This window comes from Actinomycetota bacterium, assembly GCA_041658565.1.
In the GTDB taxonomy this organism is placed as follows: domain Bacteria; phylum Actinomycetota; class AC-67; order AC-67; family AC-67; genus JBAZZY01.
This window is the reverse complement of sequence record JBAZZY010000002.1, coordinates 109,396-123,171: the sequence shown is the minus strand read 5'-3', so window position 1 is coordinate 123,171 and position 13,776 is coordinate 109,396. Positions and strand designations below refer to the sequence as shown.

The window sequence follows — 13,776 nt, the reverse complement described above, 5'->3', positions numbered from 1 at the left end:
TCCCGCGCGCGCAGGATACCCACGCCTTGCGTCGAATGGCTTCACGAAGCCGTTTCCCGGGAGGGTCAATGCGTCGTTTCTCTCTGCTGCTTTCGCTTGCGCTCTGCATCGCCGCCGTTCCGGGATCAAGTCGTGCCCAGGAGTGGACCCCTCGCCCGGCAACGTACGGAAGCTATCTGGAACGCGACGTGAGAATCACCATGAGCGACGGCGCTCGCCTGAGCGCCGACGTGTACCACCCGGCCGACCTCGACACCGGTAATCCCGCCGCCGGCCTATTTCCCGTCCTTCTGACTCAAACCCCGTACAACAAGAACGGCCTCAACTGGCTCGCCCCGTATCTGGTAACGCGGGGGTATATCCAGGTCGTCACGGAGGTGCGAGGCACGGGCTCATCCGAAGGCACGTGGGAGGGGATGGGCGCGCGCGAGCAACTCGACTCGAAAGAACTCGTTGAGTGGGCGGCATCGCAGCCTTGGTCGAACGGTCGAGTCGGCCTTCACGGAAGGTCGTACGGTGCGGTGAATCAGTTCTTCACTGCAGCGCAACACCCCAAGGGCCTAAAGGCTCTCTTCCCCGTCGCGCCCATGGCCGACTGGTACCGGGACTTCGCATATACGGGCGGCGAACAGAACACCAGTTTTCATCCGGCATGGCTGGCCGCAGTCACGGCGCTGGGTCTGGCTCCGGGGACATACGCGACGAGCGATCCGGCCGGCGCAGGCTCGACGATGCTTCAGCACGCCGGCGGCGCACTCTCGTTCCAGGCGTCGTCGTTTGCTCGTGGCCCGGCCGGCAACGACACCATCTCCTATGACGGTCCTTTCTACCGGCAGCGCTCGCCCATCGAGTTCGTCGATCGCGTTGACGTGCCGACCTTCGTTGTCGGCGGATGGTTCGACCTGTTCCAACGCGGCGAGCCGATGCTCTACGACGCGCTCCAGGCGCGAGGCGTCCCGGCGCGTTTGTTGATGGGACCTTGGTACCACCTCGACGCCACGTCGGGGACAGGTCTTCCGGCCGATGACGTGCCGACGCTCGACGAGTTGGAACTTCGCTGGATGGATCGGTACGTGCGCGAGGACGCCGATCCCGACCTCGACGCAGACGTTGCTCCGATCACCTACTACAGGCTCGGTGACGGCCACTACCACACGTCGGCCCAGTGGCCGCCCGACGGAGTCCGATTCGAACAGCGATTCCTTGGCGGCGCCGCAGTCGCGGGAGTCCAGCACGGCACTCTGCAGATGCAGGCGCCTGAAACGTCGGACCCCGACACCCTGATCTGGCAACCGGCTTCGGGACCGTGCTCGCGCTCGATTTCGCAGTGGTCGGGCGGAGGCCTGCGGCAATCCTGCGAAGAGGACAACCGCGCGAACACCCTCGGCGGCCTGACCTACGACCTGCCGCTCGATCAGAACACGACCATCGCCGGACCGCTGGCCGCGCGCCTGTTCGTCTCGACCAACGACCGCGACGCGTTCGTGACTGCGCGCGTCGAGGACGTCGCGCCGGACGGTAAGGCGACCCAACTAACTGCCGGGTGGAGCATCCTATCTATGCGCGCGATGGATTCGACTAAGACGCGCACAGCCGACGGACTCATCGTTCAGCCCTACCACCCGTTCACAAAGGAGTCGGTCCTGCCGGTTGCAGCGGGTGAGGTGAACGAACTGTGGGTCGAGATCTTCCCGACCGCCGCGCTCCTGAGGCAGGGACACAGCCTGCGGCTATCCCTGCAGCCGTCCGATGCGCCACACCTGTCGCCATCGGTCCCCCTGGCAGCAAACATGGTCGGGTCGGTGCTCTCGCTTCACCACGACACCGCATTTCCATCTTCGCTGGTGATTCCCTTCCAGCGGTAACGCGCGCTCAGTCGACGAGGCGCAATCCGTCGAAGTGCGCGCGGCAGCGCGCGACTTCCTCCGCGCTCATCCAGGTCGTGCGATCGACTTCCGCCCGCGCGCCGATCTTGGAGGACTTCTCGATCCACAGCGGGTTGTACTGGAGCAGGGAAACTTCCTCCGCTCCGGCATCGCGCAGGAACCCGGCGATGGCGGCCAGGTTGGCGTCTGTCGCAGTGATCTCGGGGACGAGCGGAACGCGCGCCAGGACCGGTACCCCGCCGGCGCGCGCGCGCGCAATTAGTGTGCGGAAGTTGTCCAGGATCGTGCGGTTGGACGTGCCGCACCACTTCAGGTGCTCGGCGTCGTCGAGGATCTTGATGTCCATGTACACCTGGTCGAGGTAAGGCTCGGCCAGCGCGGTGTACCGCTGCATCGAGAACAGCCCGCAGGTCTCCAGCAGCGTATGAATCCCGCGTTCCTTCAATCGGCGGAGCAACTCGCCGGCTTCCTCTGGGAAGATCATCGGCTCGCCGCCCGACAAGGTGACGCCGCCGCCGGATGCCGCGTAGAACGGTTGGTAGCGGGAAATGGTGTCGATGATTTGTTCGACGTCGAAGGGACGGCCGACTACCTCAAAGGCACCCGACGGACACGCGTCCACGCACCGGCCGCATACATCGCACAGGTCCCGGTCTACGAAGCCTTCGCGCGCGCGGTCCAGCGCACCTCGATCGCACGCCGCAAGACACGCAAGTGTCCCCAGGCAGCGCTTCGTATCGAAGGACAGTTCGGAGCCGATGCGTTTGGTTTCGGGGTTGTGGCACCACGCACACGCCAAGGGGCATCCCTTGAAGAACACCACCGAGCGGATGCCGGGACCGTCATCCAGCGAGTTGCCCTTGAGTTCGGTGAGCAGCGCGCGCGAGGTCGTGTCGGAAGCGACGATGGGATCGACGCTCATCCGCCGTACTCCGCTCGCTCTATCAATTCGATCTGCATGTCGTGGTTGAGGGTGACGAAGTAGGCGTTGTACCCCGAGATCCGCACCAGAAGGTCGCGGTAGTTCTCGGGATGCTCCATCGCGTCGCGCAAAGTCTCCGAACTCACCACGTTGAGTTGCATCTGCATCCCGCCGAGCGAGAAGTAGCCCTTGGCGTACGCGGCGATGTTGTCCACGGCGCGCGCGTGGGAGTCCGACGCCGCCGGGACGTACTTGACGTTGAAGGCGACGTTGTTATCCAAGTTCGTAGGCTCTAGTGCAGCAACATCGCCGAGGTTGTCGAGCAAATTCGGCGATGCTCCCGGCGACGGGGTCAGCCCGGGCGTGAACGCTTTTCCGGTGCGACGACCCGACGGAAGCGCGCCGGTCAACCCACCGAACGCGACATGGTTGGACATCGACCAGAAGCCCGTCGTGTAAGGACCACCGCGGAAACTACGGCGACTCGAGAACAATTCGTGCGCCAGTCCGGCCACGCGGTTCGCCATCTGCAGCGCATCGGCGTTACCGGAGCCGAACTTCGGCACCTTGTTCTCGATCATCGCGTGGATCTGCTCGTAGCTGTCGAAGTTGGATCGCACGGCAGCCAGCAACTCCGAGAACTCCACCAAGCGCTCGTCGTACACAAGGTGCTTGATCGCCATCATGGAGTCCACGATGTCGGTCAGACCAATGCACGCGACGCCCGAGGTATTGAAGCGCGCGCCGCCGACGGTGACGTCGCGGCCCTTGCGGATCGAACCCGAAATCAGCGACGAAAGCAGCGGAGTGGGACGGATAAGCGCGTGAGCCTCGCCCAGCATCTTGTTGTAGGTCGTAGCCTGCTCGACGAGAAAGTCCAGTTGGGTTCGAAACGCTGCGAAGAAGTCCTCGAATGCGGGATACTTAGCGGGGTCTCCGGTCGAAGGGCCGACCTTCCAGTCCATCAGCGGGTGCAGTCCGTCGTTCAGCGCCATCTCGAGCGCGGCGACCATGTTGAACATCATCGAACCGGTATGCCCCATGTGCTGCCCGGAAATCGTCGGCTCGACGCACCCGATCGCCGACCAGTCGCGCACATCCTCGGGCCGGTAACCAAAGCGGCCGAGAGACGCCATGACGTTCTCATCTCCGTGAATCGACGGCGTCGCCGTGGTCACAAGATTCACTTCCGCCAAGCGGCGCAGATACGTGTCGCTGTTGGCATCGAGGCTGTAGCGCGCGTTCACGTTCGGGTCGCGCAGCTTCAGCATTTCGGTGACCTTGAGCAAGACGTAGGTCATGTCGTTCACCGCACTCGAACCGTCGCGCGCCATGCCGCCGAGCGTGATCGCCTGGTCCGAGGAACTGCCGCCGAAGAGGTAGTTGCCGATATCGGGCACAAGCGGCAGGTGGTCGGTGCAACGAAGGTAGAAGCAACCGAGCAACTCGATCGCGTGTCGCACGTATGCCTCGCGCGCGCCCGGGTCGGTGATCTCCTCCAAGTCCGACTCGAAATACGGCTGTAACCACTGGTCCATGCGCCCGAGGGACAACCCCGTGTTGGTGTTCTCCATGTGCGCTGCGATCCAGCCGATCCACACTGCTTGCACCGCCTCGTCCAGCGTCCGCGCCGGGTGCTCCGGCACGTGATCACACGCGTCGGCGATGCGGAGCAACTCGTCGTGGCGCACTGGATCGCCGCAGGACCCGGCTTCGATCCGAGCTTGCATCGCGATGTTGCGCGCGTGAGCGACGACGCCTTCCAGACAGAGGCGCATCGCCTCGAGCGTGTCGCGCTTGAGATCGTCGGCTCCAGAATCCCGAGCCGACTCAGCTTCGATCTCGGCGATCACGCCGCGCGCGCCGAGCCGAAGGAGTTTGGGGAAGTCCAGAACGGTGTGCGAGATCGCGATGGTCTTCCAGCACGTGTACACCGCAAAGCGATCGTCGAGTTCCTGGCACAACGGCTGGTCGTGATTGCGGCGGACCCACTCGCGGAACGAACGACTCGCCCAGTAAGGAAACACTTCCTCGTGCAGAATCCGCGCGACTTGCTTTGAAACCCGGTAAGGGTTGAGCGGCCGGTCGGGCGCCGACAACAACTCGCCCCAGATGTAGGCACCGTGCGCGTCGGGGTAGATGACGACGCCGATGTCCTTCATCGTCGTCGTGCCCCCGATGAGGTCGCCCTCGCGAATCAGCGGCTGCTTGTTCTGCATCAGGAACTTGAACGCGCGCGCCTGACGAAGAACCGGGCTCCAGGGCCGCCCTTCGGAGTCGGCTTCAAACCCGTGATCGCGGAACCACCGCGTCAGCAACGCAGGCCGTTCCACGCATATCTCAGGCATTGTCTCGAAGTGCGCGTCCAAGAACCGGCGCAGCCGTGGGAAGTCGTCGAGCGAGTACCGGGCGAGGTAGGGCTCGTCCAGGACGCGCACCGTGTCTGAAGCTTCGCCGGTCAGACTTTCGACGGCAGGTGCGGCCGACTTCGCGAGCGGCGCGGACAAGACACGCTTCGTCTTGGCGAGCATCTTGCGATGACGCCTCCGGAGCAACAGCGACAGGTAGTAGTTGAACAGCGACAGGTACGCGAGGTTGCCGCGCGCGCGCATGCGTCCGCGCATCAGCAGCAACAGGGCTTCGTTCGGAGGAGCCGACAGCATCTCGCGCGCGGCCTCCTCGTCCTTGAAGATCATCGTGGCCGTCGCGTTCTCGTCCGCACCGCGCCGCACCGAGACTCGACCTCCCCGGAAACGAATCGTCCGGCCGATCGATCCGGACTCGGTACACACCGCAAGCGAGAAGTCGATCCACCCGTCGGTCCCACGCAGGTACCGGCGCAAGGACGGCCGAAGGTTGAACTGCAACGCCACAAGGCGCAAAAGAGCGCCGGCGACCAGATTCATCGGTGACGGTATGGGGCGGCCCTCCCTGGCTCGGCTCCGTCGTATTGTCGCCGAAATCGCCTCCGGAGAGAGAATCCGGCTCACCCGACCGTCGCGGACCGTATGCTTACCCGGCCGTGATCGAAACCTCTCAACTCCCACCCGGCATCTCGCTCCGCGAGTGGAACGCCGAAGAAGACTCGCTCGTCGAGCTCACCGACTTGCTGCACCGCTCATACGCGGGACTGGCCGAGATGGGCCTGCGCTACGTCGCCACATACCAGGACGAAGAAACCACCGCGCGCCGGATCGCCGGGGTCGAGTGCACACTGGCGCTGCTCGACAACCAAATGGTGGGAACGGTGACATTCCGTCCTCCCGGCCGCTCGCGCGGCTGTCCGTGGTACGACCATCCCGACGTCGCCTCGTTTGGTCAATTCTGCGTCGATCCCGATCTGCGGCGCGTCGGGCTGGGTTCCGCCCTTCTGGACCACGTCGAAGCGCGCGCCGCGCAGTCGGGTGCTGCCGAGATCGCCTGCGACACCGCCGAACAAGCCACCCACCTGATCGAGATGTACGAGGCGCGCGGCTACCGATTCATCGAATACGCCGACTGGCGACCGATGACGAACTTCCGCAGCGTCGTACTGAGTAAGACCCTGCCGACGGCCCGTTAGGCCGCGCGCGGCTTCTCTCTACGGCGAGTTCACGCACATCCGCAGATCCGGACAGTCGAGACCGTCGAGGAAAGCCGCGGACGTGAACTGCTCGCTGAGCAGGTCCTCGGTCGGCGCGCCGTTTACCGATGAGGCGAGCAGGCGCTCAAGTGCACTCGTGTCGTTGCGTAGATATCTGTCGAACCACGCGCGTGTGTAGTAGGCGGACAAACGCTGGAGCGGTTCCTTCGCGTTCGGGTTCGTCTGCACCCAGTCGAAGTGACTCGCCCCTCGGAACACGATCTCCATGGTCGCGACCCCGGCCGCGCGCCACACCTCGTACGCGGCCTTCTTCTGACTGGGATCGTCGTTGGCGGGAGTCGTGGAACCCCTTGAGTCGCTCGCTTGACCCATAGCCGGAACTCGAGGCACGGACGGGTGGGACGTGCCCGGGAGTTCACCGCCGATGAATGTCGAGGCGGGACCGCCGCCGCTCGGCGTGCCGTCGTCGCCGGCGACGTCCTTGGCCAGATTGTCCCAAGCCACAATCGCCTTGATGCGAACGTCTTCTCCCTGTAGCCAACTGACACCCCGCGCGGCCAGCGAATGACCGGCGGCGCCGATCTCACTCGGATCGACAAGTTCGCTGAAGGGGTTCTCGGGGGAAAGGAGGAAGTCAATGCCGCTCACCACGGCATCGACGTAGTTGGAGGCCTGCTGGAAGGGAACCCCCGGGCAGGGCGATTGGCCCTCGTACGCACCCCGCGCCGGTCCGCAAGCGGAAGAACCAAGAACCGCAGATCGCCCCACGCCTTGCGGATCGACGGTAAGTGACAGGTAACCGTGTCCCGCGAGATCGCGCGCCGCCCACTGAACGTGGCTCTGGACCGACGGGCCGCTTCCGGGAACGATGACCACTGCGGGAAGCATCTCCAAACCGCTGAGGTCCGCCGGCGCGAAAAGCACCCCATAAAGCTCAGCCCCCGTGCTGCTCGATGGGAAGGCGACCTCACGGCTCTGCCACTCGCCCTGCCACTCGTAGGCGGGAGGAGGGTCCTCGTAGAACGGGACGAGGCCCGTCGCTCCCGGGAGCGGAAGCGCCGGCTCCGCCCAAGAGGTCGGTGCGACGAATGCGCACACCACAAGAACCGCCCAAGCCAGTCGCTTCCCTCGGCGCACCAACCGCTCCTCTCGCCCTGCAATGCATAGCCTGCGCAAGACCCCGCGCCCGGCATCTACCAACCCGGCCCAAGACGTGGCCAGAGTAGACGATCGAGCCCCTCAGGAGAATGTTGAGTATGTCGATTGCGGCCGGCTAAGCCGTGCGCGCGGGTGGGATGTGTCCCATCCGGCCGGCGTGGTAGTCCTCGATTGCTTGGACGATCTCATCACGCGTGTTCATCACGAACGGCCCGTAGGCGGCGATGGGCTCGCGAATCGGCATCCCGCCGAGCAAGAGAACATCGAGCGGAGCGGAGGTTGCCGACACGGTAAGCGCATCGCCCGGACCGAAGACCACGAGTTGCCCCTCGCGGAACGGTGCCCCTAACACCCCGGCGCTGCCCTCGCCCGACAACGCATACGCGAGCGCGTTGAACTTCGCGGGCCATGCAAGATCGATGCGCGCGCCGGCAGCCAGTGTGACGTGTGCGTAGAGAATCGGTGTGTGCGTGACTCCTCCACCACGATGTCCGCCCAACTCGCCGGCAATCAGGCGCACCAACGCGCCGCCGTCTGCAGACGACAGAAGCGTTACGGCGCCGGGTTCGATGTCCTGATACCGCGGCGGCGTCCACTTGTCGGACGCAGGCAAGTTCACCCAAAGTTGGGTTCCGTGGAACATGCCGCCCTTGGTGATCAAGCTCTCAGGCGGCATCTCTGAGTGAACAATCCCGGCGCCGGCCGTCATCCACTGCGTCGCGCCATCGGTAATCAGTCCGCCGCCACCGGTCGAGTCACGGTGTTCGATCGCGCCGTCCATGATGTAGGTGACGGTCTCGAAACCGCGATGCGGATGATCGGGCGCGCCCTTCGCCTCGCCGGGTGCGTATTCCACTGCGCCCAGATGGTCCAGCAACAGGAACGGATCGGTCAGCGCAGGATCGATGCCTGGGAAGGCCCGGCGGACTTGAAAGCCCTCGCCTTCGAACGTCGTCGGGGCTGAGACCACTCCGACCACCGGGCGCGCGACTGCCGTGGGACCAGGGACCGGAATCCGCGGCAACAAGACAGGATCGGCGTCGACTGCAGGCATGGCCTTTGGGAGAACGCCCGCGCGCGCACCCCTGTTCCCGCGAACTCGGGTGTCGTATGCTACACCCCATGATCACAGTCCCCGAGGCCGCCCGGCGCGCGGGCGTCGCGGCGGAGACCATTCGCAGGTGGATCCGCGCAGGACGCCTTGCATCCACCAAAGTCGGAACCCAGCACCTGGTGGACGAAGGTGACGTGGACGCACTCGCAGGACGCGCACGACGCGCGGCCGAGCCCCCAGCCCCCTACGCCGCCCGGGAGGCCTCTCCGCAAAGGGACCTGAGCCGACTGAGCGGACGGATCATCACCGATCCGCACCTCGCCGTCGGTAAGCCCACCATCCGCGGAACGCGCATCCCCGTCGAGTTGATTCTCGAATTCCTCGCCTGTGGATGGAGCATCTCCGACGTGCTCGACAACTACCCACGACTCACCGACGACGACGTGCGCGCATGCCTGGCGTACGCGGCGTTGTGCGTCGGAGACGAAACCGTGCTCCCGATCACGGCTCGATAGTGCGCATACTCGCGGACGAGAACATCCCGCGCGCAGTTGTCGCCGCGCTCACCGAAACAGGGCACGATGTCCGCGGGATCGGCGACGAGTCCGGAGGCGCCGACGACTTGGATGTCCTTCGCGCGGCAGTCCGAGAACGGCGAGTCCTGCTGACGGCGGACAAGGACTTCGGGGGACTCGTGCGCCGATCCAAGCGTCCGACTGCGGTGATACTGCTGCGCGCTCGAATGTCTCCGCCCGACCGGCTTGCATCCCTGGTGGTTTCGGTCGTGTCCACGCGAGACGACTGGGAGGGTTTGTTCGCAGTCATCACCGACGCGACGCTGCGCGTTCGGCGCATGACCCCTAATTCCGACCAAGCTGTTTGACTCCGCGCGCGCGCGCCTCGACGATCGATGTGAGACTCGGAGGAGACATGACCAACGATAAGCCGCGGCGCGCGCGCAAGCTGCCGATGGTTCCCCGCGAACATGGGGCGAGTTTCATGAGCGTGCATGCGTGGCTGCTCGGGCTGGTCGGCGGCCTGGTGGCAGGCGGTCGCGATTGGGCCGGTCTGGCGATCAGCCTCGGTTTCGCCGCGCTGTTCCTCCCGCTCGCAGCAGCAGCGTCCTTTTGGTCCCACAAGTCGCTTGGGGCGCCCGCCCGACGGAGAACCGCGATCCTGCTCGCGGCGTACGCAGCACTTGGTGTCGCGGCGCTTGGGCGCGGACACGTCGGCAACCTTCTGTCGCTGGGTGCAGCCACGGTCGGCGTCGGACTCGCCTACGTGGGCGCGCGCGCATGGAAGGGGCCGCGATCGATCTTGGCCGAACTCGTGGCGATCGCCGGGATCACGCTGCTGGCGCCGCTCACGTGGATCCTCATCGCCGGACCGGCGCGCGCATGGACTCTGTCTGCTCTCGCCGCGTTCCTGGCCTTCGGCGGCACGGTTCCCTACGTTCGCGAACGTGTCGCACGCCGGACGCTCGGCGAGATCGGCGCGCGCGAACGCCTCTCACGCGGAGCCGTGGCGATCGTCTGGCAAATCGTTTCCGTCGCGGCGGCCGCGGTCGGCGCGATCGCCGGACTCGCCCACCCCCTGCTGGTCGTCGCGCTGGTTCCGGGGGCCGTCAAGACGGTCGCCGCGTTGGGCGCGCGCGAAACGCGGCCGCCGATTCGGCACATCGGCTACATCGAGACCGCGGTGTCCACTGCGTTCGCCATCCTCGCGGGATGGGGCCTGGGACTCGGGCCGATCTGAAATCGCGCTACCCTAACGGCCGCTGGTGTTCGTCTCGTGGGTGAGGCCCGTTTTCGCGGGGGGAGTACAAGGATGGCGACAATCAGGCAGTCCGCAAAGAAAGACTTCTTCGAGTGGAGCGGTCCGGCCGAGTCCGGCGTTGACGTCGGCGGCTTCCAGATCGACCTTCCAATTCGCTACTACCGCAGCGACGTGTTCATCGGGATCTTCTCCGCAGAACTCGACGCAGCGCGCGCACTGCTCCCATCCAGCCGACTGCAGCCGGTTCGGTTGGCCAAGAATCGCGCGGCAGCCGGAATCGTAGCGTTCAACTACGTCGAGACCGGCGTTGGCGCGTACGGCGAGATCGGGATCGCAGTGCTGTGCACGCTCGACCGCGAGGCGCCCCCGTTCGCGCCTTTGCTCGCCGAAGCCGCGTGGCCGGGCTTCGGGGCGTTCATCGCGCACCTGCCGGTCACCACGCGCATCGCGCGCCAGGCGGGACGCACGGTGTGGGGTTACCCCAAGTTCGTCGCCGACATGGCGTTCGACATCACGCCCGAGTCTCAGCACGTGGATCTGCGCGAGGGCGGCTCGGACATTCTGTCATTCGGGGTGCGCCGCACCGGACTCGTCATCCCCGACCGGCGCGCGCTCGTCACCTACACCGTGCGCGGCAACGATCTGGTCAGGACGAAGATACCGACGCTTGCCAACTACCAGACCGGCTTCGGCCGGCGCGCGGGAAGTCTGACACTGGGCGACCATCAGGTCGCGAAGGATCTGATGGACCTCGGCGTCGGATCGACCCCGGTCATCACCAAGAGCTACGTGTCGCACTCAGCGATTCTGCCCGTCGGCGAAGTCGTCGGCACAACCGACCGCGCCTACGAGGGCTACTGGGGTGCGGAGCGCGAATCCGGCCTGCACACCGTGCGCTACGACCGCGGGACCCAAACGACTGTGACGCAGAGCACCGACGCGACGGCGACGCTGACATGATCGTTTCCGCCGAGGACCTCGCGGTCGTCGGCGACGTAGTGCGCCGCTTCGGCGAGCACGTCGAAACGACCTTGTTCGGCGCCGAGGGACCCGACGGCGACCTCGGCGCAGTGCCCAAGTTGCTGCGGGAAACCGCCGACATGGACTTGCTCGCCGACCCGAATCCCGGCAACGCGGGCCACGACGCAGGGGTATGGGGGCGCCACGCTCTGGAGTCCGGTGCGGCACTGTCGCTGGTGACGCTCAGCACGCTCGCCGAGACCTGTGCGGGCTTCGCCGCGGCAGTGCATGCGCAGGGCATCGGGTGCCTGGCACTGGACGGCGAATCGGCCGAAGGCGCGATCGTCGGCGCCGCGTTCATGCCACCCTTGGGAATCCCTCTGGATGAGCGCACTGCTCCCGATGTCTGCCGCGTCCAAGAAGACGGGACGCTGCACGGCACCGCGCACTTCGTCACCTCCGCCGGAGCGCCGGAGTCGCTTGCGTGCTTCGCGCGCGCGGGCGACGGTTGGGCGCTTGCGACGGTTGGGGCCGATGCTGAGGGCGTCCGGGTCCAAGACGTAGGCGCGCGCGTCGGCGTACGCGCTATGACCCAGTCCCACATCACCTTCGACCGCGCCGCAGCGACGGTTCTGCGCCGTGGACCCGCCGCAAGCGATCTGCTCCGACGAGTCGTTGCATGCGACTGGCTCGGTCAGGCTACGATCGCGGCCGGAGCGGCGAGGCGCGCGCTTCGCGATGCGCAGACCTACGCCGAAGGCCGCTATCAAGGCGGCAGCATCATCGTCGAGCACGCCGCCGTCCGACTGCTGCTCGCCCACGCGCGCCACGATGTCGAAGTGATGACGTCGGTGCTCGGCGCGCGCGCGCACGAACCGCTGGCGACGATCGACGCGACGGCGCTGCTTCGCTGGGCGATCAGCGCGCGCCTTTGCATCGGCGAGCACGCACGGCGCGCGGTGACCAGCAGCCTGCAGGTTCTCGGCGGGTACGGATACATGGATGACTACGGCCAGTCCAAACGACTGCGCGACGTGAGTGCGCTCGCATCGATGCACGGCGGACGCGACCAGTTGCTCCTGCTGCTGCAGGATCTCGCAAAGGACGCGCGGTGATGGACGCAATCCTCGCCAACTCAATCGAACGTCTCGCGCCCCTGGGACGCTTCCTCTACGACCGCGGAGCAGAAACCCTTTGGGAACGCGACACCGCGACGCTGCCGGTGAACCTGCGCGCGCGGCGCCGCGCATATCGGCGGTTCGCAAGCGAGGAGATCGCGCCCCGCGCGATAGAGGCCGACCGCGCACCCCACGACTACGACCCTCGGCCTTTGTTCGCGGAGGCCGCGCGCCGTGGATTCCAGTCCGAACTTGTTCCACCGCCGTTCGGCAAGATGCCCCTCGTTGCGCTAACCAGCCGGCGCACGATCTTCCATTCCGTTCTGAAGGCCGAGGAGTTCTGCGCGGCGTGCGGGGGACTCGGCCTGTCGGTGCTCGCACACGACCTCGGGATGGCACCGTTGATGATCTCGGGACACCTCCCGACGTGGAAGCGGTGGCTCCTTCCGTTGTCGCGCGCCAACATGTCCGGACGTCCGAAACTCGCAGCATTCGCAATCACCGAGCCCTCGGCCGGATCCGACGTCGAAGACACCGACGGGGCCGCCGCCGCGCGCTTCACGACGACGGCGCGCGCGGTGTCCGGCGGCTACGTCTTGAACGGCCAGAAGGTGTTCATCTCCGGCGGCGCCTACGCCGACATCGTGTCGACCTTCGCGGTTCTGGAACCGACCGACGGCAGCAAGGGACGCGTCGATCGCGACTGGACCGCCTTCGTCGTCGAGAGCAGCCGGCAGGGTTTCCGCGTCGGTCGCAGCGAGCACAAACTCGGTCAGCGCGCGTGCGACGCAACCGAGTTGTTCTTCGACGATGTGTTCATCCCCACCGAGAACCTGATCGGCACCGAACGTTCAGGCTGGGCGCTGAACAGAAACGTGCTCAACTACTCGCGGCTGCCGGTGGCAGCGATCGGTCTTGGTATCGCGCGCGGCGCGGTCGAGGCCGCGACCGAGTTCGCGCGTAGCGCCCGCCTAGGCGGCAGGCCGCTTCTGTCATACCAAGAGGTGCAACTCGCCTTGGCGGATCTGTGGCTCGAGGTGATGGCGATGCGCGGGATGGTGTGGCAAGCCGCGCGCCAAAAGAGCGCAATGCAAGGAATCAACAGCGCGACAAAGGCCCGCTGCGGGGACGGAGCCTTCGCCGTCACGACGCGCGCCATGGAGTTCCTAGCCGACCACGGAACCCTCACCGCGAACCGCGCCGAGAAGACGATGCGTGACGCGCGCCTCAACCAGATCTACGAGGGCACCAACGAAGTCAACCGCTTGGGCTTCATCGAAGCCTTCTGGGACTCAGGCATCGCACAGTAGAAGACGCGC

Annotated in this window: 12 protein-coding genes and 1 pseudogene; 9 read left to right on the top strand and 4 right to left on the bottom strand. The window is 65.9% G+C overall.

Annotated features, from left to right (window positions below; translation table 11 throughout):
• Positions 1-68 precede the first annotated feature (68 nt).
• On the top strand, positions 69-1,865 hold the full coding sequence (locus WDA27_02765) for a CocE/NonD family hydrolase (GenBank protein ID MFA5889868.1): 1,797 nt from the start codon (positions 69-71) through the stop codon (positions 1,863-1,865).
• Between the two features lie 7 nt (positions 1,866-1,872).
• Here the strand turns inward: WDA27_02765 and WDA27_02760 are convergent, their stop codons facing one another.
• Both WDA27_02760 and WDA27_02755 read right to left on the bottom strand, forming a co-directional pair.
• Positions 1,873-2,808, bottom strand: a complete 936-nt coding sequence (locus WDA27_02760; GenBank protein MFA5889867.1) for a glycyl-radical enzyme activating protein — start codon at positions 2,806-2,808, stop codon at positions 1,873-1,875.
• Positions 2,805-5,714, bottom strand: coding sequence for a pyruvate formate lyase family protein (locus WDA27_02755; GenBank protein MFA5889866.1), 2,910 nt, complete (start codon positions 5,712-5,714; stop codon positions 2,805-2,807). Before WDA27_02755 ends, WDA27_02760 begins: the two co-directional genes overlap by 4 nt.
• A 116-nt stretch (positions 5,715-5,830) precedes the next feature.
• Between WDA27_02755 and WDA27_02750 the strand changes: the two genes are divergently transcribed.
• Positions 5,831-6,370, top strand: a complete 540-nt coding sequence (locus WDA27_02750) for a GNAT family N-acetyltransferase (protein ID MFA5889865.1) — start codon at positions 5,831-5,833, stop codon at positions 6,368-6,370.
• Between the two features lie 18 nt (positions 6,371-6,388).
• Here the strand turns inward: WDA27_02750 and WDA27_02745 are convergent, their stop codons facing one another.
• Both WDA27_02745 and WDA27_02740 read right to left on the bottom strand, forming a co-directional pair.
• A complete protein-coding gene (locus tag WDA27_02745; protein MFA5889864.1) occupies positions 6,389-7,528 on the bottom strand; it encodes a hypothetical protein in 1,140 nt (379 codons plus the stop codon).
• 136 nt (positions 7,529-7,664) lie between these two features.
• Positions 7,665-8,603 (bottom strand): pirin family protein, encoded by a 939-nt coding sequence (locus WDA27_02740; GenBank protein MFA5889863.1) that lies wholly within the window; start codon positions 8,601-8,603, stop codon positions 7,665-7,667.
• Positions 8,604-8,659: 56 nt separating this feature from the next.
• On the opposite strand from WDA27_02740, the pseudogene WDA27_02735 reads away from it, so the two are divergent.
• The 7 genes and pseudogenes from WDA27_02735 to WDA27_02705 all read left to right on the top strand — a co-directional run bounded on the left by WDA27_02735 (position 8,660) and on the right by WDA27_02705 (position 13,767).
• A pseudogene (locus WDA27_02735) lies at positions 8,660-8,800 on the top strand (helix-turn-helix domain-containing protein).
• Positions 8,801-8,890: 90 nt separating this feature from the next.
• Positions 8,891-9,118 carry a DUF433 domain-containing protein gene (locus tag WDA27_02730; GenBank protein ID MFA5889862.1) on the top strand — a complete coding sequence of 76 codons (228 nt, stop codon included), beginning with the start codon at positions 8,891-8,893 and terminating at the stop codon, positions 9,116-9,118.
• Positions 9,118-9,486: a DUF5615 family PIN-like protein gene (locus WDA27_02725; protein MFA5889861.1), complete on the top strand. Its 369-nt coding sequence runs from the start codon at positions 9,118-9,120 to the stop codon at positions 9,484-9,486. The genes WDA27_02730 and WDA27_02725 overlap by 1 nt, the downstream gene beginning before the upstream one ends.
• Positions 9,487-9,533: 47 nt before the next feature.
• The gene (locus tag WDA27_02720; GenBank protein ID MFA5889860.1) at positions 9,534-10,358 is read left to right on the top strand and encodes a hypothetical protein; all 825 of its coding nucleotides are present in this window, start codon (positions 9,534-9,536) and stop codon (positions 10,356-10,358) included.
• Positions 10,359-10,430: 72 nt separating this feature from the next.
• Positions 10,431-11,339, top strand: coding sequence for an acetoacetate decarboxylase family protein (locus tag WDA27_02715; protein ID MFA5889859.1), 909 nt, complete (start codon positions 10,431-10,433; stop codon positions 11,337-11,339).
• Positions 11,336-12,454 (top strand): acyl-CoA dehydrogenase family protein, encoded by a 1,119-nt coding sequence (locus WDA27_02710; protein ID MFA5889858.1) that lies wholly within the window; start codon positions 11,336-11,338, stop codon positions 12,452-12,454. The genes WDA27_02715 and WDA27_02710 overlap by 4 nt, the downstream gene beginning before the upstream one ends.
• Positions 12,454-13,767 carry an acyl-CoA dehydrogenase family protein gene (locus WDA27_02705; protein ID MFA5889857.1) on the top strand — a complete coding sequence of 438 codons (1,314 nt, stop codon included), beginning with the start codon at positions 12,454-12,456 and terminating at the stop codon, positions 13,765-13,767. The genes WDA27_02710 and WDA27_02705 overlap by 1 nt, the downstream gene beginning before the upstream one ends.
• Positions 13,768-13,776 lie beyond the last annotated feature (9 nt).